This is a genomic window from Pseudomonas sp. WS 5411, assembly GCF_012985595.1.
In the GTDB taxonomy this organism is placed as follows: domain Bacteria; phylum Pseudomonadota; class Gammaproteobacteria; order Pseudomonadales; family Pseudomonadaceae; genus Aquipseudomonas; species Aquipseudomonas shahriarae.
The window spans coordinates 774171-794187 of record NZ_JAARMC010000001.1 but is presented as its reverse complement, the minus strand read 5'-3'; the positions used below and the strand labels follow the sequence as shown (position 1 = coordinate 794187).

Below are 20017 nucleotides of genomic sequence, written 5' to 3'. Positions count from 1 at the left end.
TTCCATGCACGATCCCCACAGCGAACGCATGAGTAGCGGCGAGACCCGAGCAGCAAGCGGTCTGGCCCTGGTGTTCGCCTTCCGTATGCTGGGCATGTTTATGGTGTTGCCGGTACTGGCGACCTATGGCATGGACCTCGCAGGCGCGACCCCGGCCCTGATCGGCCTGGCGATTGGCGCCTATGGCCTGACCCAGGCGATTTTCCAGATTCCGTTCGGGATCATTTCCGACCGCATTGGCCGCCGACCGGTGATCTACCTGGGGCTGATCATCTTTGCCCTCGGCAGTGTGCTGGCGGCCAATGCCGATTCGATCTGGGGCGTGATCGCCGGACGTATCCTGCAGGGCGCCGGGGCGATTTCTGCGGCGGTGATGGCGCTGCTGTCGGACCTGACCCGCGAACAACATCGCACCAAGGCCATGGCCATGATCGGCATGACCATCGGCCTGTCGTTTGCCGTTGCCATGGTGGTGGGCCCCTTGCTGACCCGCGCCTTTGGCTTGCACGGCCTGTTCCTGGCCACTGGCGGCATGGCCCTGTTGGGTATCGTGATCGTGGCCTTTATGGTGCCGCGCTCCACCGGGCCGCTGCAGCACCGTGAATCGGGCGTGGCGAAGCAGGCGCTGCTACCGACCCTCAAGCACCCGGATCTGCTGCGCCTGGATTTAGGTATCTTCGTATTGCACGCGATGTTGATGTGCAGCTTCGTCGCCTTGCCCCTGGCGCTGGTGGAAAAGGCCGGGTTGCCCAAGGAGGAGCACTGGTGGGTGTACCTGACCGCATTGCTGATTTCGTTCTTCGCCATGATCCCGTTCATCATCTATGGCGAGAAGAAACGCAAAATGAAACGAGTTTTGCTCGGCGCCGTCGCGACATTGATGCTCACTGAACTATTCTTCTGGCAGTTCGGCGACAGCCTACGGGCACTGGTAATCGGCACGGTGGTGTTTTTCACCGCGTTCAACCTGCTGGAGGCGTCACTGCCTTCGCTGATCAGTAAAGTGTCACCGGCAGGCGGCAAAGGCACGGCAATGGGGGTGTATTCCACCAGCCAGTTCCTCGGTTCGGCGCTGGGCGGCATCATGGGCGGCTGGATGTTCCAGCATGGCGGTTTGTCGGTTGTGTTCCTCGGATGCGCCGGGCTGGCTGCACTTTGGCTGGTCTTTGCTGTTACCATGCGCGAACCTCCCTACGTCACAAGTCTGCGTTTGCCGCTATCGCCCGAGGCGATCCGTGAAAGCGGTCTGGTAGAGCGCCTGAAGGCCGTCGTAGGGGTAACAGATGCAGTCGTGGTCGCGGAAGAAGCGGCCATTTACATCAAATTGGACACCGAACTATTGGATCGCGCGACGCTCGAGCAACTGGTCAACCCAGTGCCGACAGCGCGCCCAGCCTAGGAGAACGTTATGGCCCGTGGGGTTAACAAAGTCATATTGGTCGGTACATGCGGCCAGGATCCCGAAGTTCGCTACTTGCCTAACGGTAACGCCGTGACCAACCTGAGTCTGGCGACCAGCGAACAGTGGACCGACAAGCAGACCGGCCAGAAGGTCGAGAAAACCGAATGGCACCGTGTGTCGATGTTCGGCAAGGTTGCAGAGATCGCCGGTGAATACCTGCGCAAGGGTTCGCAGGTCTACATCGAAGGCAAACTGCAGACCCGCGAGTGGGAAAAAGACGGCATCAAGCGTTACACCACAGAAATCGTGGTCGACATGCAAGGCACCATGCAACTGCTGGGCGGCCGTCCACAGGGCGACCAACAGGGCCAGGGCGGCATGTCCAACTCGGCACCGCGTCCACAGCAGTCCCGTCCGCAGCCAAGCCAGCAGCCACAGCGTGAGTCGCGTCCAGCGCCACAGCAGGCGGCACCACAGCCAGCCGCTGACTTCGACAGTTTTGATGATGATATTCCGTTCTAAGGCCACCTTGGCCCGGACTATCCCGTAACACCAGGAACCCCCGCTGGCATTTGCCTCGGGGGTTTCTTGTTTTTAGGTAGGGAAACTCCCCGGCTCTGGCATTTGTCCCTAGGCGTCACAAGATTTAGGCTGTAGCGCACTCCCTTACCCAAGAAGGAAGCCCCGATGACCTGGTCTGCCCGGCAGTATTCGATGTTTGAACAACAGCGCACCCGTCCCGTCCGGGATCTGGTTGCCGCCATTCCCGCAGGCGACGTACGAACTGCAGTCGACCTGGGGTGTGGCCCCGGCAACTCCACCGAGGTGTTGGCCCAGCGTTTCCCCCAGGCGACGATTACTGGCTTGGACAGCTCGCAGGACATGCTGGTCAGCGCCCGTGAGCGGTTGCCGGCACTCAACTTTGAATTGGCCGATATCGGCGCCTGGAAGCCAGCGCAACAGTTTGATGTGATCCTCGCCAACGCCTCGCTGCAGTGGGTACCGGACCACGCCACCCTCTATCCGCACCTGGTGGCGCAATTGACGCCGGGCGGGACGCTGGCGGTGCAAACCCCGGACAACCTCAACGAGCCCGCCCACCGCCTGGCCCGTGAAGTGGCAGCGCAAGGGCCGTGGGCGGACAAGATCGGTGCGGTCAAGCACAACGAGCGCCACGGGGCACGTGATTACTACGAGATGCTGAACAAGCATTGCAGCACCGTCGATGTATGGCACACCACCTATTACCATCCGCTCAGCGGCCATGAGGCGGTGGTGGAATGGTTCAAGGGCACGGGCCTGCGGCCATTTCTGGCGCCGCTGGATGAGGCCGAGCAAGGTGCTTTTCTCGACGTCTATCTGGCGCGTATCCGCGAGGCTTACCCGGCCCTGGCCGATGGCACGGTGTTGCTGCCATTTCCACGGCTGTTCGTCCTCGCGACACGCTGACAGTCAGCCTTCAGGCCTTCAGGAACTCGTCCGCCGACACCACGCTGGCGTAGGCAAATGCCAGTGACGCCATGTAGGCATCATGCACCTGCGCCGCCGGAACGGTCTTGCCATTGAATTCCTGATCGCGGGTAGCACAGGCGTCGTGGACCACCGTCACGTTGTAGCCATAGTCCGCCGCTGCGCGAACCACGGCGTCGATGCACATGTGGCTCATGCTACCGACGACCACCAGGTCGGTGATGCTGTGTTGTTCGAGCAACTCGCGCAGGTTGGTTTGGCGAAAAGCGTTTACGAAGTGCTTGAGCACCACCGGCTCGTCGTTTTCGTTCTGCACCTTGGCATGTATATGGGCGCCTTCAGAGCCTGGGGTGAAGAAGGGCGCATCTGCCGAGGTGAACTCATGGCGCACGTGGATCACTGCATCGCCGGCCTGACGAAATGCGTGGAGCACCTGTTGCGCCTTGTCGGCCGCCGCTTCCACACCGGCTAATGGCCACTTGCCTTGGGGGAAGTAGTCGTTCTGGATATCAATTAGGATAAGTGCTTGCTTGGCCATGTGTGTTTTCTCGTGAGGGGTTGATGCGCCCAGTATCGTAGCTGGCGCATGGCGCGGGGATTGGCTCTACCGACAATAACAGGGGGAAAACTGACAATGGCTGTGGAACGCGCGATCGTCGAGCTCGGCGTGCTGATCTACCGTGGCGCGCAGATGGCTGCAGTACACGGTTTGACCGACCTGTTCGGCGTCGCCAATCGTATCGCCGCCGAGCATCAGAGCCAGCAGCTACCCTTGCTGCGTGTCAGCCACTGGCAGGTTAATGCAGAGGGTACGCCGGTTCGGGCATTTGACGGCCAGCCGGGCCCCGATCAACCGTTGATGGCCGTGCTGGTGCCGCCGTCGATTGGCGAATTTTGCGAAGAACAAGCGCCGCCCGCGCTGTTGCACTGGCTGCGCCAGCAACATGCGGCAGGCACCGTGCTGGGAGGTGTGTGCATCGGTTCGATCATGCTGGCGCGCAGCGGCTTGCTCGATGGGCGTAGCGCCACTGCCCACTGGTCTTCGGCCAGCGCCTTCGCCAGTCGTTTTCCTGCGGTGCGCCTGGAGGCCGACAAGCCTATCGTCGACGATGGCGACCTGATTACCACTGCCGGGCTGATGGCCTGGTCCGAACTGGGCCTACGCCTGGTCGACCGCCTCATGGGTCCGAGCATCGCCGCCGACACCGCGCGCTTTCTGGTGATTGAGCACAGTGACAGCGCCAGCCAGTGCGGCAGCAATTTTGCGCCGATCCTCGGCCATGGCGACGCGGCCATTCTCAAGGTCCAGCACGCGTTACAGGCCAGTGGCGCGGTGGATGTCTCCCTCGCGGCGATGGCTCAGGCCGCCGGCCTGGAAGAGCGCACTTTCCTGCGCCGGTTTCGCACTGCCACCGGCCTGAAACCCACCGAGTACTGTCAGCACCTGCGGGTGGGCAAGGCGCGACAGATGCTGGAGTTCACCACTACCACCATTGATCAGATTGCCTGGACTGTGGGCTATCAGGACCCCAGCGCCTTTCGCGGGATCTTCAAAAAAATCACCGGCCTTGCGCCCAGTGATTACCGCAACCGATTCGGCGTCAGGGCCCCGACCTGAATCCCGAACACGCCAACCCCCTATGTGTGAGCGGGCTTGCCCTAATGCCGATCAGTTAAGCGAACGCAATGCTCAAAGCAGTGAGGATCAAATGTGGGAGCGGGCTTGTCGGATCGCCGCATCGCCGCGAAGACGTCGGCCCAGCCAACATTGATGTTGACTGACCCACTGCTTTCGCGAGCAAGCCCGCTCCCACAGGGGATCTGCGCTTAGCTGACTGGCATTAGGGCTTGCCCGCGATAGCGGTGGACCAGTCAGAGAGGCACTCACTGATAGACCGCTATCGCGGACAAGCCCATATTTTTAATCGCCCCGCGCCCTGGATCGTGCAGAACGCCGGACCCTCCTCGGCCCGTCGTGCAGAATGATGCAGGCCAAATGCTACTGCTGCCCCCTAACCACTTGATCCGCCAACCCTTTGCCACGACTGCGCCTTGGCCTGATCCCTGCAACCCTTGCACTACACACCTGCAAGCCTTGCCCAAGGGGGACGCATGACCCCGACCAACCGCAAAAAAGCCGTGGTGGCGCACTCGGTCCGGCCCGATGCACCGTTGCACGAAGTGGAAACCAACCGCGCCCTGGCCCGTTGGCTGGCGCAGATCCTCGGGCTCGACTACGGCGCCAGCTACAGCGCCGACCTGCATTCCCCCGCCGATCTTTACCTGCTGCCAACCCAGACCCTGATAGGCGCGGCCCAGGCACTGAGCCTGGGCGTGAAGGGGCCGGAGGACTTGTGGGGCGGTTATGTGGACCACGATTTTATCTGCACCAAAGCCATCACCCATGGCCTGCACGCCCCTGATGCAGTGGCCCCCGAGGGCTGGTCGCCGCTGTTTGCCGAGCGGGTACGCGGGGTGGTCCTCGATGGCTTGAGCGTGTTTGCCATGGAGGATGCCCGCATCGCCGCCACACAGTTGCTGGACAGTGGGACGATTCGCCTGAAGCCGGTGCATGCCTGTGCCGGTCGTGGTCAGGAGGTGATCGAAAGCCTCAAGCAATTGGAGCTGATCCTCGCCCGCCCGGACATGCCAGAGCTGTTCGCTCAAGGCGTAGTACTGGAGCAGGATTTACAGGAGGTCGTCACCCACAGTGTCGGCCAGAGCTTTATTGGCGGTCGTGTATTCAGTTACTGCGGCGAGCAATACCTGACCCAAGACGGGCAGGGCGAAGCGGTCTATGGCGGCTCCAACCTGCTGGTGGTGCCGGGGTATTACGACGCGTTGCTGGCCCTGGCGCTGGACGATGACGTGCGCCTGGCCATCGAGCAGGCACAAGTGTTCGATAACGCCGCTGATGAAGCCTATCCTGGGTTTTATGCCTCGCGGCGCAATTACGATATCGCCCAGGGCCTGGACAGCCAAGGCACGCGCCGCAGCGGGGTGCTGGAGCAGTCCTGGCGCATGGGCGGTGCCAGTAGCGCCGAGGTCGCGGCGCTGCAGAGTTTTATCAATGATCCCGGCCTGCGCGCGATTCGTGTGTCGTCCGTGGAGACCTATATCGACCAGCCACTGCCCGCCCATGCGATCGAGATCTATCGCGGCCCGGCAGAGCAAGGCGACTTTCTTCTCAAGTACGTAACGGTCCAACCTTATGACGGCTAGAAGCGAAACCATCACCATTGATATCGACGACGAACAGATGAGCGGGACCTTCCTCAGCCCCAAATCAAAAGTGCCAGGTGTGTTGTTTGTGCATGGCTGGGGCGGTAGCCAGGAACGGGACCTGGAACGGGCCAAAGGTATCGCCGGCCTGGGCTGCGTGTGCCTGACCTTTGATCTGCGCGGGCACGCGGGCAACGGCATCCCCTTGTCGCGGGTCACCCGCGAAGACAACCTGCGGGACTTGCTGGCGGCCTATGATCGATTGCTGGCGCACCCGGCCATCGACACCTCGGCGGTAGCGGTGGTGGGCACCAGTTATGGCGGCTACCTGGCGGCGATCCTCACGTCATTGCGCCCGGTGCGCTGGCTGGCGCTGCGGGTACCTGCGCTGTACCGCGACCAGGAATGGCACACGCCCAAGCGCGACCTGGATAAAGTCGACTTGATGGATTACCGCAGCACCCTGGTACACGCCCAGAGCAATCGCGCATTGCATGCGTGTGCGGCGTTTACCGGTGATGTGTTGATTGTCGAATCGGAAACCGATGACCACGTGCCCCACGCCACCATCATGAGCTACCGGGCTGCGTGCCAGCAGACCCATTCGCTGACCCACCGGATCATCGACGGTGGCGATCACTCCTTGAGCGACCCGGTGTCCCAGCAGGCCTACACCTCGATCCTGGTGGACTGGATCACCGAGATGGTGGTGGGCGAGCGCTTGAGTATTATCCAATCCTGATGACGGGTTTCACGCGGGTGTTTTCTTCACCCGCAAGGCCTTGGCCTTCGCCTCCACCGTGAGGTACATCAGCAGCGCTACCAGCAGCGGCAAAATAAAATAGATCGCCCGGTAGGCAATCAACCCGGCGAGCAGGCTGCCCCGCGACGCTTCATGTTGCAGCAGCGCGATAAACACCGCTTCCAGCACGCCAAGGCCGGCCGGAATATGCGTCAGCACCCCGGCGATCGCGCTAATCAGCAACACCCCCAGCACCAGCGGGTAGTCCAGCTTCGCCGGCAGCAAGGTGAAAATCACGGCCGCCATCAGCGACCAGTTCAACGCGCCGAGCGCCAGTTGCAGACACGCCATGCGCAGCGACGGCAGGTTGATCTCGATCCCGCGAATCGACCAGGCGCGCTTCTTCGAGAACTGACACGCAGCCAGATAGCCGAGGCTCGCAACGATCAGCAACACGCCAACCCCTTGCAGCGCGCCACTACTGAGCTTCCAGCCCGGCGGCATCGTCACCAGGCCGCTGCTGAACACCACGCCGGCCAGGGCCATATAGCCAAACCAATTGGTGGCCAAGCTCAAGCCGAGGATTTTGGCGATATTGCCGTTGCTCACCCCCAGCCGCGAATACAGCCGATAGCGCATGGCAATCCCGCCGACCCAGGCGCTGAGGTTGAGGTTGAACGCATAGCTGATGATGCCCACCGGCAGGATCTGTTTCCAGCGCAAGGGCTGGCGGATGTAGGTGCGGCCGATCAGGTCAAAGCACGCATACACCAGGAAACTGCACAGGGTCAGCCCGGCGGCGATCCACAAGGTGCGCAGCTTGAAGTCGCCGAGGGTGTCGAACACCTCGCTCCAGTCGATACGCCGGGCGAGCAGGGTGAAGAGCACGATCAGCAGCAGAAAGAACGCGATGGTCAGCGGTTTCTTCCAGCGCTTGAAACCGCGGGGGCTGGCATCAGCCGTGTGGGCTTGGCTCATGGTCCTGGCTCCGGTCATGGACAAAGGGTTTCAAGCGCGGTTTATGGGCAGGCAACCAGCCGGTCCAGGCCGGGAAATGCCGCAGCACATGGAACACCACAAACCCCACGGTCACCCGCCATAACCAGCCGCGTGGGGTACGGTTTTCCGGCATGGTCTTGCAGTGGTTGCGGCTCAAGTCTTCCAGGCGCTCGAACAACTGTTGATTGAACCCCCGGTCATGAATCAGCACGTTGGCTTCCAGGTTCAACGACAGGCTCAACGGGTCGAGGTTGCTCGAGCCCACGGTGCTCCAGGCTTCGTCCACCAGGGCTACCTTGCCGTGCAACGGGCGCTGGCAATATTCGTGGATCACCACGCCTTCCTTGAGCAGGTAGTCGTAGAGCATGCGAGCCGCCAGCTTGGCCAGCAGCACATCGGGCTGGCCCTGCATGATCAGTTGCACCTGCACCCCACGCCGCGCGGCATTGCGCAGTTCGCGCAGCAGACGATAACCGGGGAAGAAATAGGCATTGGCGATCACCACGCGCTGGCGGGCGTGGTGCAGGGCGTGCAGGTAGGCTTCTTCGATATCGGAGCGGTGTTGCAGGTTGTCGCGGTAGATCAGGCGTACCAGGCCATCACCTTCCTCTGTAGCCCAGGCAGGCCGTTGCTGACGTCGCCAGCCACGCCGCGTACGCACCGGGCGCCCGCTTTGTGCCAGGGCAAAGTGATGCAAGTCGGCCACGGCCGGCCCGATCACCTGCACCGCATAATCCTGCTTGGCCTCGGGCCCGAAGTCCGCCAGGTGGTCGGCGGAAAAATTGATCCCGCCGATAAACCCCACCGTGGCATCTACCACCACGATCTTGCGGTGCAAGCGGCGAAACCAGTTGGTGCGAAACCCCAGGGTCTTGGGCGCCGGGTCAAACATCTGCACCGTGACCCCGGCCTGGGCCAGTTCGCCGAGAAACCCCGGGCTCAGTTCGCCACAGCCAAAACCATCAAGGCTGACCACCACCTTCACCCCACGCTGCGCGGCCTCGATCAGAATCCCGTGCAGTTCATGACCGACCTTGTCCTCGAACAGAATAAAGGTCTCCAGGAGGATTTCCTGGCGGGCCTGGCGCAGGGCCTCGAACACCTTGGGGAAGTACGCCTCACCGTTTTCCAGCAACTCCACTTGGTTGCCGGGCTGCCAGGCGTAGTCCAGATCCCTGGCCCTGGTGTCATCTGGTGGCTGATCGGTGGCGATGTGTTCCACGGCGCCGTTCATAACTCAATCTCCACCGACAGCGGCGCGTGATCCGACAGGTGCGACCAGGGGCGAGTTGTCAGCACTTGCGGCTGATGGACCTTGAGGTTGCGCACATAAATGCGGTCCAGTGCCAGCAGTGGCAGGCGCGCCGGAAACGTACGGGCCGGTTTGCCGTGGGCTTGCACGAACACTTCCTGCAGGCCGCTGTGGCTCAGGTCGGCCTGCTGACGCCAGTCATTGAAGTCGCCGGCGACGATCAACGGTGCTTCGCGGGGGATCTCGGCGACCCGCTGCGCCAGCAGTTTCAGCTGCTGTTGGCGGTGAACCTCGCGCAGCCCCAGGTGTACGCAAATGGCATGCACCTCCCGGCCGGTGCCGGGCAGGCGCAACACACAATGCAACAGCCCGCGGCTTTCGTGACCGCTCTGGGAGATGTCGAGGTTGTCATAGCGAATGATCTGGAATTTCGACAGCAATGCATTGCCGTGGTCGCCATGGGGGTACACCGCGTTGCGCCCGTAGGCGAACTGCGGCCAGATACTGTCGGCGAGAAACTCGTACTGCGGCATGCTTGGCCAGTTGCTGTAGCGCCGCGGGTGGTGCTCATGGGTGCCATGCACCTCCTGCAGGAACACCACATCGGCAGCCACGCCGCGCACCGCCTCGCGCAATTCCGGCAGGATGAAGCGTCGATTGAGGGCAGTGAAGCCCTTATGAGTATTGACCGTCAGCACCTTGAAGCGGGTGATGGCAGCGCTGGGCGTGACAGGCACCCATTCTGGAATCACAGCCATGGTGGCTCCCGTGGGTTGGCGAGGCAGTGGCCTCCGTTCGTTAATGGCTGACTGTGGTGTTCGAAGGAAAGTTTCGACGGTCCTACAAACGGCACATCCATGGCGTGAACGGCGCTGCGCAGGATTTTCATGGCCCACTGCGCAGGATTGGTTACAAGCCAAACCGAACTTGCCCGGCATATATCCGTCAGTTCCTTACAGACCCTTCTGAAAGGAGCCCGGAGTTTTGCTGAATTTTAAGACTGCACTGCTACTCGGCGCGCTGCTGATGGGTGGCAATGGCGCGCTATTGGCCGCCGACCCCGCCCCCGAGCCGCAAGCACCGGCCAAGCCGGAACTGCTGGTCGAGGGCGGCCTGTTGGGGGCGATCAGTTCCAGCATTGATGACGTCCAGGAAAAGCTCGACCTCAACCAGAACCTGGTGGCTGCCTGGCGCCTGCGGGCCGATCGGGCCGCCGCTGAGGTAGGGCGTCTGGTCGACCAGACGTCGGAACGCTCGCCGTGGAGCGTGGCCAGGGACTTCCTGATGTTGTCCGGCGTGTGGATCGGCGCCTTCGCCCTTCTGACCCTGGCAGGACGCTGGTTGGTCGCCCGCTTGAGTCGACAGCGCTTTATCCAGCCGCGTCAGCGCCTCCAGGCGTTATTGGGCTATGTGATTCCCTACACGGTTCCGGCGCTGATCTGCCTGCCGCTGACTCTGTACTTTAGTCATTTCCTGCAAGCTTCCGTGGGCCGCGCGCTGGCGCTGTGTTTTGCCTACGCCACCAGTAGCGGTATTTTCTCCACTTCCGTTTTGCTGTGCGTAATCGTCATGTTCAACGTCGGACACAAGCGCCCAGCGGTACGCATAATTCGTCAGTACTGCCCCGCGCCACTGTTTCTGATCGGCTTCCTGGCCGCCCTCAGCGATGCCCTGACCAGCCCGCAGATCGCCCGCCAGTTGGGCGGCAATATCACCAGCAGCATCGCGGTGTTTACCGGCTTGGTGGCGTCGGTGATTTTTGGCCTGATGGTGGTGCGCCTCCGCCGGCCCGTGGCGCACCTGATCCGCAATCGGCCGTTGGCCCAGCGTTTGAAGCAGCCGGCGTTGCAGGAGTCGCTGCGGATTTTTTCCGGGTTGTGGTTCTGGCCGATCCTGCTGATGGTGCTGGTCTCGGCGATCAACCTGATCGGCGCTGGTGAAGACAGCCAGAAAGCCCTGCGTTGCGCACTGTTCACCACTGTTTTGCTGATTGGCACAGTGTTTCTCAGCACCGTGTTGCAGCATTTGTTCAAGTCCCGCAGCTCGGCGACGATCCAGCGCAGCAGTGCCTACAAGGAACGCTTCCTCAGCTTGCTGCACGCACTGTTGCGCATGGTGATGGCCATCGCGTTTATCGAGATCCTCGGGCGCATCTGGGGCGTGTCGCTGTTCGAGTTTGCTCAACGCAACGCCGTGGGCCGGGCGATCAGCGACTCCCTGAGCAGCATCGGCCTGATCCTGTTGATGACCTGGTTGTTCTGGGTGGTGCTCGACACCGCTATCCAGGAAGCACTGAAGCCACCAGCCAGCAAACGCTCCAGCCGCCAACCGAGCACGCGGGTCAAGACCATCCTGCCGCTGTTGCGCAATGCGGTGAAGATCATCCTGGTGGTGATTTGCGCCATCACCACCATGGCCAACCTGGGGATCAACGTCGCGCCCCTGCTGGCCGGTGCCGGAGTGGTCGGGCTGGCCATCGGTTTTGGCTCCCAGCAACTGGTGCAGGATGTGATCACCGGGTTGTTCATCATCATCGAAGACACCTTGTCCATCGGCGACTGGGTAGTGCTCGACTCCGGCCACGCCGGTACGGTGGAGGGCCTGACCATCCGCACCCTGCGCCTGCGCGACGGCAAGGGCTTTGTGCATTCGGTGCCGTTTGGCCAGATCAAGGCGGTCACCAACCAGTCGCGGCAATTTGCCTATGCGTTCTTCTCGGTGCAGTTCACCTATGACACCGACGTGGACGAGGCCGTGGAACTGATCCGCGAAGCCGGGCAGTCGATTCGCGACGATGTGTTCCTCAAGTACAACCTGCAAGGCCCGCTGGAAGTGTTTGGGGTCGATAAGATGGACCTCAATGGCGTGGTCCTGACGGCGCAGTTCCGTACGGTGTCCGGTGGGCAGTACGCGGTCAGTCGCGCTTTCAACCAGCGTCTGAAAAAGCTTGTGGATAACTGCCCCGCGGTACACTTCGCGCAAACTTATCCACAGCCGGTGCTTTTGCCGCAGCGTGTGGCGCAGATTGAGGAGGAGGGCGCGCTGCCCAAAGCCACTTAGTAAGTGACGGTTGCGCTACAAACCCGCAAAATGCAACGATTCTGGCAAACACCTACGGCATGGCGTCACCGCCTGTCGATACTAGCCATCGTTCCAAACAGACCGGGCCTGCTCAATCTATGCGAATGCGCCTTATGTTACTGGGCGGCGGGAATGCTCTCGGGCAAGCGCTGATTCGCCTCGGTGCGGAGGAAGATATCGGTTTCCTCGCCCCGCGCCCGCCCCAAGACGGCTGGGATGCCGCCAGCCTTACCCAGTTGCTCGACGACACCCGTCCCGATGCCTTGATAAACCTCGCCTATTATTTCGACTGGTTCCAGGCCGAGAGCGTGAACGAGGTTCGCCTGGCCGGGCAGGAATCCGCCGTCGAGCGCCTGGCGGAATTGTGCCAGCACCACAGCATCACGCTGCTGCAACCTTCCAGCTATCGGGTGTTTGATGGCTCGCGCGCCACCGCCTACAGCGAAAAAGACGAGCCGGTGCCCCTGGGCCTGCGTGGCCAGGCGCTATGGCGCATTGAACAGAGTGTGCGCGCTACCTGCCCGCAGCATGTGCTGCTGCGTTTTGGCTGGTTGCTCGATGACAGCGTCGACGGCACGCTGGGACGTTTTCTGGCGCGTGCCGAGAAAACCGAGGAGTTGTTGCTGGCCGACGATCGACGGGGCAACCCGACACCGGTGGACGATGCGGCGCGGGTGATTATCTCGGTGCTCAAGCAACTCGATTGTGCGGCACCGTTGTGGGGCACCTACCACTATGCGGGGCAAGAGGCGACCACGCCTGTGGCCCTTGGCCAGGCGATCCTCAGCGAAGCGCGTAACTTCCATGCGCTGGCGGTCGAAGCGCCGACGGCCCAAGCCCATGCCGCGCGGCCGGATGCCGCCGACGAACCGCAACATGCGGTGCTGGCCTGCAAGAAGATCCTGCATACATTCGGCATCAAGCCACGGGCGTGGCGTGCGGGACTGCCGGCGTTGCTCGATCGCTTCTACCGGCATCACTAGCTGACTGAACACAAAAAAATGTGGGAGCCCGGCTTGTGTAGGAGCTGGCTTGCCTGCGATGCAGACACCCCGGTCTATCAAAGACACTGAGGTGATGCTGTCGCAGGCAAGCCAGCTCCCATACAAGCCAGCTCCCACATTGTTGTTTGGCGTTTGTTACGTCGGGTTTAGAACTTGTAGCCGATACCGACCATGTAGACCATCGGATCCACGTCCACATTGACCTTGGCGCGGGTACCCGCTGGCAGAGCACTGTTCTCTACGGTGGCCTTGGTGCTGATGTCGATATAGCGCACCTGACCGTTGATCATCCACTTGTCGTTGATCATGTAGTCCATGCCGACCTGCGCGGCCCAACCCCAGGAGTTCTCGGCCTTGAAGTTGTTGAAACCTTGGCCCTGGGCGCTGCTGCCAACGTGTTCGTCATAGATCCAGGTGTAGTTGATACCGGCACCGACGTAAGGCTGGAACGCCGACTTGCTGTCCAGCGGGTAGTACACCACGCTCAGGGTTGGTGGCAGGTGCTTGAGGGTACCGAGCTTGCCGTTGGCAGCGTCGAGGCCGGTGTTCTTGATCTTCACATCATGCTCGAACGGGGTGGCGGCCAGCAGCTCGATACCGACGTGGTTGGTCAGCATGTAGGCGAAGTTCAGACCCAACTGCGTGTCGCTGCTCATGGTCGCCTTGCCACCCAGGTTGGTGCCGGCCAATGGGCCCTGGTCAACCTTGACGCTGCCGCTGTCGGCCTTTGGGTTAACGGTGATAGCACCGGCGCGAACGAGGATGTCGCCAGCCTCGTGGGCGTGGGCGATAGGGGCGGCGAGTGCAAGCGCGAAGAGGGAAGCGCTGAGCAGTGACTTGTGCATGAGTGGCTCCAAAGGACGTTTTTAGTTGGCTGTGTCCAATGGTAAAGATCGTTGCGGCCGGGCCTTTGACTCAGCTCAATGAAACGGCGATCAGCCAAATACACCGCGCCCACATTGCAATAGCGGTGCTATTGAGGGCGGGGTTTAGTTCGGCAACTCGTAGATGTAGATCTTCTCGGCGTCCATCTGATAGCCAGCATCCGCCAGTTCGCTGGTAGACGGCTTGACCTGCATCTGGCCTTCGATCCAGTACGGCTGGTACAACTCTTCCAGCTTCACGCCGATCTCACTGCGCACATGCACGATCTGGTTCGACGGCGGGGGCGGCACGTGGATGCAGGCGCCGAAGTACGGCACCAGCAGAAACTCAGTGGTGCGGCCTTCCTCGCTGACCTCCAGCGGCACGATGTAGCCCGGCAGGCGGATATGCTGGCCGTTGAGGGTGGCTACCACCGGCGCGTTGGGCAAATCCTGTTTGGCCGCTGGCGCAGCTTCCGCCGCCAGGGCGTCGGCCATGTTCGACAGGTTGTGCAGCGGTGTCATGTTCGGCACTTCCACCGGGGCATCCGGCGGAATCATTTCTTGCCATGACAAGTCTCGGGGCGCCTCGGCCCAGGCGGGCAGGGCCACCATCAGTAACAGCGCAAGCAGGGCACGGCGCATCAAAGCCTTCCTTATAAACGGATCGACAGACCATCGGCCAACGATTGGCGATAGGCGCGCCAGGCCGGCACGCTGCCCATCAGCAGGGCGGCGACCAGAATACCGGCGAGCAGCGTCCATTCATACGGGCTGGGCAGCGCGAGCGGCAGATCCAGGCCGTAATTGGCCTGCAAATAGCCACGGGACGCGGCGATGCACACATACAGCAGGCCAACCCCCGCGACCACCCCGGCCAGTGCCAGGGCGAAGGCCTCGAAAATCAGCAGGCTCGCAATGTGCCACGGCCGTGCGCCCACCGAGCGCAGGATCGCCATTTCCCGGCGGCGCTCATTGAGGCTGGTGAGGATCGCGGTGAGCATGCCGATCAATCCGGTCAGCACCACAAACAGCGAGATCACGAACAGCGCCTTTTCTGCGGTGCCCATCATGCTCCACAACTCTTGCAAGGCCACGCCGGGGAGGATCGCCAGCATCGGCTCGCCGCGAAATTCGTTGATCTGCCGTTGCAGGGCAAAGGTCGAGATCTTGTTATTCAAACCCAGCATAAACGCGGTAATGGCTTGCGGCGTGAGGTCCATATTGCGCGCCTGGTCGGCACTGATCCGGCCTTTGCCCTGGGCGGGCACGCCGTTGTGCCAGTCGATATGGATCGCTTCCATGCCGCCCAGGCTAATGTGCAGCGTGCGGTCCACCGGGGTGCCGGTGCGTTGCAGGATACCGACCACGGTGAAGGGTTTGTCATCGTGCTTGACCAGGCTGACCACTGCCACGCCGTGGGCCAGTACCAGCTTGTCGCCGAGCTTGTAATGCAGGGCGTCGGCCACTTCGGCGCCGAGCACCACTTCAAACGGGTCGGTATCAAACGCGCGGCCACTGGCCAGTTGCAGGTTTTGTTTGCGGCCGTACTGGTAGTGTTCGAAGTAGGCTTGGGTGGTGCCCATCACCCGGTAACCGCGATGGGAGTCGCCCAGGGACATGGGGATCGCCCATTTCACCTGCGGGCTGGCGGCAAAGTGCTCGAAGCTGTCCCAGCGGATGTTGTTAGTCGCGTTGCCAATGCGAAACACCGAATACAGCAGCAGGTTGACCGAGCCGGAGCGGGCGCCGACGATCAGGTCGGTACCGCTGATGGTGCTGGCAAAGCTGGCGCGGGCCTCGGTACGCACACGCTCTACCGCCAACAGCAGGCACACCGACAGGGCGATGGCGAATGCCGTCAGGATCGCGGTAAAGCGGCGGTTTGCCAGGCTGGCCATGGCTAGACGGAACAAATACATCTCAAACCTCGAGCGGCGTGGCGGCGCGATTAAGCTCGGCCAACGACAGGTTGCGGTCAAACAGCGAAGCCAGGCTCTGGTCATGGCTGACGAACAACAGGCTGGCGCCCGCTTCGCGGCATTCGGCGAACAACAATTGAAGAAAGGCTTCCCGGGCGTCGTGGTCCAGGGCCGAGGTCGGTTCGTCGGCGATCACCAGTTCCGGCTGGCCGATCAATGCCCGGGCGGCGGCCACCCGTTGTTGCTGGCCGATCGACAGCGCATCGGCGCGTCGCCCAAGCAAATCAGGGTCCTTGAGGCCCAGGTGTGCGAGCAAGGTAGCGGCGGCCTGGTCGACACTGCCGTGGCGCTGGATCGCCCGCTGTGCGCGTAGCTTGGAGAAATGGCAGGGCAGTTCGACGTTCTCGCGGACCGAGAGAAACGGCAGCAGGTTGAACTGCTGGAAGATATAGCCGGTGTGGTCGACCCGAAACCGATCGCGGGCGCCGGCCGACAAGTCGGTCAACTCCTGGCCCAGCAGGCGAATGCTGCCGCGATTGGGGATCTGCACTCCACCCAGCAGGCCGAGCAAGGTGGTTTTGCCACTGCCGCTGGGGCCTTTCAGAAACAGGGTTTCCCCTGGCTCCAGGCGAAATGCCGGGATGTCCAGCAACTGGGGGTGACCGGGCCAGTTAAAGCCCAGGTCGGACAGTTCGATCAGTGCTTGGGTCATGGGAACTCAGTATCACCTGCAGAGCGCGGTCAACTGTGGAGGCAGGCAAGCCCGCTCCTACATCAACCGTGTGGAGTCAGAATTTCAGGGTCGCGGCCTGAGGCGTCGCTTCAACACCCTGCTGGCCGCTCGGGCCGATCAGTTGTACCTGAATTTTCTGGGTGGCGGGGAAGGTCTTGAAGATGTTCGTCAGGTCGAGGTTTTTCAGCGCCGCGGGGCTGGCGCAGGTGAACTGGTAGTGGGCGTGGATTTCGCTGTGATCATGATCATGGGCGGCCGCGCCTTTGCCATCAGTGGCGTGGTCATGATCATCTTCTGGCTTGTCGCCAAACAGCGGGCTTTCCAGCTCCTGGCTACTGACCACGCAACCGGCGGCCTTGGGCAGGCTGAACAGCACCAGTGGTTGTTCCAACTGCTTGCGGGCGGCGGCGAGCTTGGCTTTGTCGGCGTCGGTGGTGGCCAGGTGCTCGAAGCCCACCAGATTCATCGCCGGGCTTTCCAGCTCCAGTTCCAGCGCCTTGCCGTCCAGCACCGCGTTCAGGCGGCCAACACCGTGCTCGTGGGCGTCCAGGCTGCCATGTTCATGGTCATGATCGTGGTTATGTTCGTCAGCGGCCTGGGCGGCCAGTGGCAACAGGGCAAACGGCAAAGCGAGCAACAGGCGGCGCATAGCGAGACTCCAGGGCGTGAATGAAGATTTTGTTATGTGATCTTATAACAAAAGAGTCGAGAGTTTGACCGCCTGCTTGGCGTTGCGCAAGGCACATGGGAGCATGCTCGTCAGAAAAGTGCTGGAGGACGAGCAATGATGCGAATTCGTGGAACCATCGGCGAGCTGCCTGTGGATTTGACCCTGGAACTGGACGACAGCGATTGGGCGCGGCTGGGCATGCACCTGCAGACGGCCACGCCGGTGACGGGCGAAGTACCGGCTGCCCCGGCGCCGGTCAACCAGGACGAGAGCCTGTGGCAGGCCGCCCAGGACCTGCTGCGTGAGGCCGGGCAACTCAGCGGGTTGGAGTTGTCGGATCGCCTCGAAGGGCTGGCCGGCAGCGCCCCGGCGGGCAAGCGCCTGTTGGTGCGCCTGCGCCATAGCGCCAAGGTGAAGGTGTCCAGCGGCGGGGATACGCCGCAGTACAGTTGGATCGCTGATTAGTACAGCGCGGCGAACAACTTGCGGCGATACACCGTGACCAGCGGGTGGTCGTTGCCCAGCAACTCGAACACTTGCAGCAGCGTCTTGTGCGGCAGGCCTTCGTTGTAGCTGCGGTTGCGGATAAACAACTTGAGCAAGCCTTCCAGCGCCGCGTCGTATTGCTGGCGAGCCAATTGCTGCACGGCCAGTTGATACGCCGCTTCATCGTCCTGCGGGTTTTGCGCCAGGCGGGCCTTGAGGTCAGCGGTATCCGGCAGGTCGGCAGCCTGGCGCAGGAACGTGATCTGCGCCTTGGCGCCGGCGAGGGCGGCCTTGTGAGCATCGCTCTTGACCGCATCCAGCACGGCCTGCGCCTCGCCCAGTTCACCGCGTTCGGCCAGGCAGCGGGCGTAGAGGATCAGCGCGGCGGCGTTGGTGTTGTCTTCACCGAGCAAGGCCACCAGCACCGCCTCGGCCTCACTGATGCGGCCTTCGGCAAACAGCGCCTGGGCCTGTTCCAGCGGGTCCGCCTCAGCCGGTGGCGGCATCTGCACATGGGGCTCCAGCAGCGCGCGAATCTCAGACTCCGGCTTCGCCCCGGCAAACCCATCCACCGGCTGGCCGTCCTTGAACAGCACCACGGTCGGCAGGCTGCGAATGCCAAAGCGCGCGACAACATCCTGCTCGGCTTCGCAATCGACCTTGGCCAGCAGCAACTCGCCCTGATAACTCTCGGCAATCTGCGCCAGCAGCGGCATCAACGCCTTGCACGGCGCACACCACTCGGCCCAGAAATCCACCAGCACGGGTTTGTGGAACGAATTTTCGATGACAGCCTGGTCGAAGGTGGCGGTGGTGACATCGAAAATGTACGGCGTGGGCTCACTCATGGAGGTTCTCAATGACGCGTGGGATGGGGCAACTATAAAGACTGGCGGGCTCTATCGGAAGCAGCGCAAGGATCAAGCACGAGATACGTGCCAAAAAGGGTCCTGATACCAGTCACGAGGGAACCCCATCGCTTTTAGGTTGAGGTGGGGGAAGTCGCTGATCAGGTGATAAAGGTGCTGGTCCCAGTGAGTGTGGGGGCTTATCTGATGCATCAAATGGTTAAGCATGCAAAGTGTCGAAAAAATGCGGGTATGGGGCCCTGGCTGGAGCAGATGGTTTGGCCACGGGAAGTTGGCTTTCCTGGGTAATTCAGGACGAATACCCAGTTGCCGATTCCACATTCTTGAGTGATGGGCGCACATGTTTCGCACAGTGGTCAAGGTGTGAAGCCAGGACTGCAGCAGTGGCGCGGGGAGCCCCAGTCGCCTGGCAACGGCTTTTTTATCCGCGTCCTTGGCCAGGCCCTTGTAGAGATGGGAGAGGTCGCCCAGCGTCAACTCTTCCAGCATGGCCCAACCCGGCATGAGAGAGGGGTGGTCATAGGTATTTGGATAGTGGCGCGCGTAGCTTTCTTTGGCTCTTTGACGCTTGAGATGGTCTTTTCGATTGTCGTCTGTGTGTAGTCGGTCGACGCGCAAACATTCGCGTTCATAGTCACGGGTCGCCACAGACTGTCTGGTGTGTAGCGTTGCAAGCAGGCGCTGGTGGTCAAATGTCGGGTGAAAAGCCTGGCTGTCGATGTACCAATGGCTGCCGTAGGTGGGGCCCATGTGATTACTGATGACTGCACGGGAGGCGATCTCGACCCGCTCAATGGCATCCATGGTCAATAGGCGCAGGCGACGGTCAAAATCGTAGAGTCGTGCCAACTGGTGAAAATGGGTGCCGGCATGGAAGTGGTGGTCGATATCTTCCGACTGTTGGAAAGGCCGCATATAGGGGCTTAATCGAAAGAAACTGACCGATTGCAGGAAGCGCCGGGCGCCTGTTTCATCTTCAATGATCAAGCCCCGAGACTTGAGCAGCTCCAACTGGGCCGGGACATCAAGGGCTGGTTTGTCGAACGCCCTCATGCTGGAAAACCAGCAGGCATAAAAAACCCGCACAATTTGTGCTTGGTTGCTGGCGCAACCAGAGGCATGGCGGGTGTATTGCCAAGCAGATTATGCAACTGCCCAGGTTTTTGCAACGCCCTTGGAGGGGCGCTGAGCGGCGAAAAAACGGGGAAATGCATGCAGGTCGATCGTCCAGGCCGCGTGCGGGAGAACGCTATTTTCCATGTCCTGCCGGGCGCTGTCTTAGCCACTCTATTGCTGAAAATT

The 20017-nt window shown here is 61.6% G+C and carries 20 protein-coding genes; 9 read left to right on the top strand and 11 right to left on the bottom strand.

Going from position 1 to position 20017, the window contains the following annotated elements; genetic code table 11:
* Window positions 1-4: 4 nt before the first annotated feature.
* The 3 genes from HBR93_RS03650 (at window position 5) to tam (ending at window position 2851) form a co-directional block, all read left to right on the top strand.
* Complete coding sequence (locus HBR93_RS03650) at window positions 5-1399, top strand: MFS transporter (protein ID WP_057960763.1); 1395 nt, start codon at window positions 5-7, stop codon at window positions 1397-1399.
* 9 nt (window positions 1400-1408) lie between these two features.
* On the top strand, window positions 1409-1924 hold the full coding sequence (locus tag HBR93_RS03645) for a single-stranded DNA-binding protein (RefSeq protein ID WP_017849542.1): 516 nt from the start codon (window positions 1409-1411) through the stop codon (window positions 1922-1924).
* 165 nt (window positions 1925-2089) lie between these two features.
* Window positions 2090-2851, top strand: coding sequence for a trans-aconitate 2-methyltransferase (gene tam, locus HBR93_RS03640; protein WP_169959838.1), 762 nt, complete (start codon window positions 2090-2092; stop codon window positions 2849-2851).
* Window positions 2852-2861: 10 nt separating this feature from the next.
* On the opposite strand, the gene HBR93_RS03635 is transcribed toward tam, so the two are convergent.
* Window positions 2862-3410 carry a cysteine hydrolase family protein gene (locus HBR93_RS03635; RefSeq protein ID WP_169959837.1) on the bottom strand — a complete coding sequence of 183 codons (549 nt, stop codon included), beginning with the start codon at window positions 3408-3410 and terminating at the stop codon, window positions 2862-2864.
* Between the two features lie 96 nt (window positions 3411-3506).
* Between HBR93_RS03635 and HBR93_RS03630 the strand changes: the two genes are divergently transcribed.
* From HBR93_RS03630 to HBR93_RS03620, 3 genes are all read left to right on the top strand, one after another.
* Window positions 3507-4490, top strand: a complete 984-nt coding sequence (locus HBR93_RS03630) for a GlxA family transcriptional regulator (RefSeq protein WP_169959836.1) — start codon at window positions 3507-3509, stop codon at window positions 4488-4490.
* A gap of 494 nt (window positions 4491-4984) precedes the next feature.
* A complete protein-coding gene (locus HBR93_RS03625) occupies window positions 4985-6094 on the top strand; it encodes a DUF3182 family protein (protein ID WP_169959835.1) in 1110 nt (369 codons plus the stop codon).
* Window positions 6084-6836, top strand: a complete 753-nt coding sequence (locus tag HBR93_RS03620) for an alpha/beta fold hydrolase (RefSeq protein ID WP_057960758.1) — start codon at window positions 6084-6086, stop codon at window positions 6834-6836. The genes HBR93_RS03625 and HBR93_RS03620 overlap by 11 nt, the downstream gene beginning before the upstream one ends.
* 9 nt (window positions 6837-6845) lie before the next feature.
* Here the strand turns inward: HBR93_RS03620 and HBR93_RS03615 are convergent, their stop codons facing one another.
* From HBR93_RS03615 to HBR93_RS03605, 3 genes are read right to left on the bottom strand one after another with little or no spacing between them, the layout of a single operon-like run.
* The gene (locus HBR93_RS03615) at window positions 6846-7814 is read right to left on the bottom strand and encodes a lysylphosphatidylglycerol synthase domain-containing protein (protein WP_057960757.1); all 969 of its coding nucleotides are present in this window, start codon (window positions 7812-7814) and stop codon (window positions 6846-6848) included.
* Window positions 7792-9069, bottom strand: coding sequence for a cardiolipin synthase ClsB (gene clsB / locus HBR93_RS03610; protein WP_169959834.1), 1278 nt, complete (start codon window positions 9067-9069; stop codon window positions 7792-7794). Before clsB ends, HBR93_RS03615 begins: the two co-directional genes overlap by 23 nt.
* A complete protein-coding gene (locus HBR93_RS03605; protein ID WP_169959833.1) occupies window positions 9066-9845 on the bottom strand; it encodes an endonuclease/exonuclease/phosphatase family protein in 780 nt (259 codons plus the stop codon). Before HBR93_RS03605 ends, clsB begins: the two co-directional genes overlap by 4 nt.
* Window positions 9846-10071: 226 nt before the next feature.
* Here HBR93_RS03605 and HBR93_RS03600 point away from each other — a divergent pair, with 226 nt between their 5' ends.
* Complete coding sequence (locus HBR93_RS03600; protein WP_169959832.1) at window positions 10072-12147, top strand: mechanosensitive ion channel domain-containing protein; 2076 nt, start codon at window positions 10072-10074, stop codon at window positions 12145-12147.
* 119 nt (window positions 12148-12266) lie between these two features.
* Entirely contained in the window at window positions 12267-13151 is an 885-nt protein-coding gene (locus HBR93_RS03595) for a sugar nucleotide-binding protein (protein ID WP_081044312.1), read from the top strand.
* A 167-nt stretch (window positions 13152-13318) separates the two neighbouring features.
* On the opposite strand, the gene HBR93_RS03590 is transcribed toward HBR93_RS03595, so the two are convergent.
* The 5 genes from HBR93_RS03590 to HBR93_RS03570 all read right to left on the bottom strand — a co-directional run bounded on the left by HBR93_RS03590 (window position 13319) and on the right by HBR93_RS03570 (window position 17339).
* Window positions 13319-14017: an OmpW family outer membrane protein gene (locus HBR93_RS03590; protein WP_169959831.1), complete on the bottom strand. Its 699-nt coding sequence runs from the start codon at window positions 14015-14017 to the stop codon at window positions 13319-13321.
* A 144-nt stretch (window positions 14018-14161) separates the two neighbouring features.
* A complete protein-coding gene (locus HBR93_RS03585) occupies window positions 14162-14680 on the bottom strand; it encodes a DUF3299 domain-containing protein (protein WP_057438962.1) in 519 nt (172 codons plus the stop codon).
* Between the two features lie 11 nt (window positions 14681-14691).
* Window positions 14692-15957 (bottom strand): ABC transporter permease, encoded by a 1266-nt coding sequence (locus HBR93_RS03580; protein WP_057960753.1) that lies wholly within the window; start codon window positions 15955-15957, stop codon window positions 14692-14694.
* Between the two features lies 1 nt (window position 15958).
* The gene (locus tag HBR93_RS03575) at window positions 15959-16669 is read right to left on the bottom strand and encodes an ABC transporter ATP-binding protein (RefSeq protein WP_115129108.1); all 711 of its coding nucleotides are present in this window, start codon (window positions 16667-16669) and stop codon (window positions 15959-15961) included.
* Between the two features lie 76 nt (window positions 16670-16745).
* Window positions 16746-17339, bottom strand: coding sequence for a DUF2796 domain-containing protein (locus tag HBR93_RS03570; protein ID WP_169959830.1), 594 nt, complete (start codon window positions 17337-17339; stop codon window positions 16746-16748).
* Window positions 17340-17474: 135 nt separating this feature from the next.
* Here HBR93_RS03570 and HBR93_RS03565 point away from each other — a divergent pair, with 135 nt between their 5' ends.
* Window positions 17475-17825 carry a hypothetical protein gene (locus tag HBR93_RS03565; RefSeq protein WP_115129107.1) on the top strand — a complete coding sequence of 117 codons (351 nt, stop codon included), beginning with the start codon at window positions 17475-17477 and terminating at the stop codon, window positions 17823-17825.
* Here the strand turns inward: HBR93_RS03565 and trxA are convergent.
* Together trxA and HBR93_RS03555 are read right to left on the bottom strand one after the other, a co-directional pair.
* Window positions 17822-18694, bottom strand: coding sequence for a thioredoxin (trxA, locus tag HBR93_RS03560; protein WP_057960749.1), 873 nt, complete (start codon window positions 18692-18694; stop codon window positions 17822-17824). The two genes, HBR93_RS03565 and trxA, sit on opposite strands and share 4 nt — an antisense overlap.
* Before the next feature lie 72 nt (window positions 18695-18766).
* Window positions 18767-19768, bottom strand: coding sequence for an Abi family protein (locus HBR93_RS03555; RefSeq protein ID WP_057960748.1), 1002 nt, complete (start codon window positions 19766-19768; stop codon window positions 18767-18769).
* Window positions 19769-20017: the final 249 nt, after the last annotated feature.

What these genes read in the sequence shown, in the direction of transcription:
- HBR93_RS03650 (WP_057960763.1), top strand. Translation starts at nt 5, where the DNA reads ATGCACGATCCCCACAGCGAACGCATGAGTAGCGGCGAGACCCGAGCA.
- HBR93_RS03645 (WP_017849542.1), top strand. Translation starts at nt 1,409, where the DNA reads ATGGCCCGTGGGGTTAACAAAGTCATATTGGTCGGTACATGCGGCCAG.
- tam (WP_169959838.1), top strand. Translation starts at nt 2,090, where the DNA reads ATGACCTGGTCTGCCCGGCAGTATTCGATGTTTGAACAACAGCGCACC.
- HBR93_RS03635 (WP_169959837.1), bottom strand. Translation starts at nt 3,410, where the DNA reads ATGGCCAAGCAAGCACTTATCCTAATTGATATCCAGAACGACTACTTC.
- HBR93_RS03630 (WP_169959836.1), top strand. Translation starts at nt 3,507, where the DNA reads ATGGCTGTGGAACGCGCGATCGTCGAGCTCGGCGTGCTGATCTACCGT.
- HBR93_RS03625 (WP_169959835.1), top strand. Translation starts at nt 4,985, where the DNA reads ATGACCCCGACCAACCGCAAAAAAGCCGTGGTGGCGCACTCGGTCCGG.
- HBR93_RS03620 (WP_057960758.1), top strand. Translation starts at nt 6,084, where the DNA reads ATGACGGCTAGAAGCGAAACCATCACCATTGATATCGACGACGAACAG.
- HBR93_RS03615 (WP_057960757.1), bottom strand. Translation starts at nt 7,814, where the DNA reads ATGAGCCAAGCCCACACGGCTGATGCCAGCCCCCGCGGTTTCAAGCGC.
- clsB (WP_169959834.1), bottom strand. Translation starts at nt 9,069, where the DNA reads ATGAACGGCGCCGTGGAACACATCGCCACCGATCAGCCACCAGATGAC.
- HBR93_RS03605 (WP_169959833.1), bottom strand. Translation starts at nt 9,845, where the DNA reads ATGGCTGTGATTCCAGAATGGGTGCCTGTCACGCCCAGCGCTGCCATC.
- HBR93_RS03595 (WP_081044312.1), top strand. Translation starts at nt 12,267, where the DNA reads ATGCGAATGCGCCTTATGTTACTGGGCGGCGGGAATGCTCTCGGGCAA.
- HBR93_RS03590 (WP_169959831.1), bottom strand. Translation starts at nt 14,017, where the DNA reads ATGCACAAGTCACTGCTCAGCGCTTCCCTCTTCGCGCTTGCACTCGCC.
- HBR93_RS03585 (WP_057438962.1), bottom strand. Translation starts at nt 14,680, where the DNA reads ATGCGCCGTGCCCTGCTTGCGCTGTTACTGATGGTGGCCCTGCCCGCC.
- HBR93_RS03580 (WP_057960753.1), bottom strand. Translation starts at nt 15,957, where the DNA reads ATGTATTTGTTCCGTCTAGCCATGGCCAGCCTGGCAAACCGCCGCTTT.
- HBR93_RS03575 (WP_115129108.1), bottom strand. Translation starts at nt 16,669, where the DNA reads ATGACCCAAGCACTGATCGAACTGTCCGACCTGGGCTTTAACTGGCCC.
- HBR93_RS03570 (WP_169959830.1), bottom strand. Translation starts at nt 17,339, where the DNA reads ATGCGCCGCCTGTTGCTCGCTTTGCCGTTTGCCCTGTTGCCACTGGCC.
- HBR93_RS03565 (WP_115129107.1), top strand. Translation starts at nt 17,475, where the DNA reads ATGATGCGAATTCGTGGAACCATCGGCGAGCTGCCTGTGGATTTGACC.
- trxA (WP_057960749.1), bottom strand. Translation starts at nt 18,694, where the DNA reads ATGAGTGAGCCCACGCCGTACATTTTCGATGTCACCACCGCCACCTTC.
- HBR93_RS03555 (WP_057960748.1), bottom strand. Translation starts at nt 19,768, where the DNA reads ATGAGGGCGTTCGACAAACCAGCCCTTGATGTCCCGGCCCAGTTGGAG.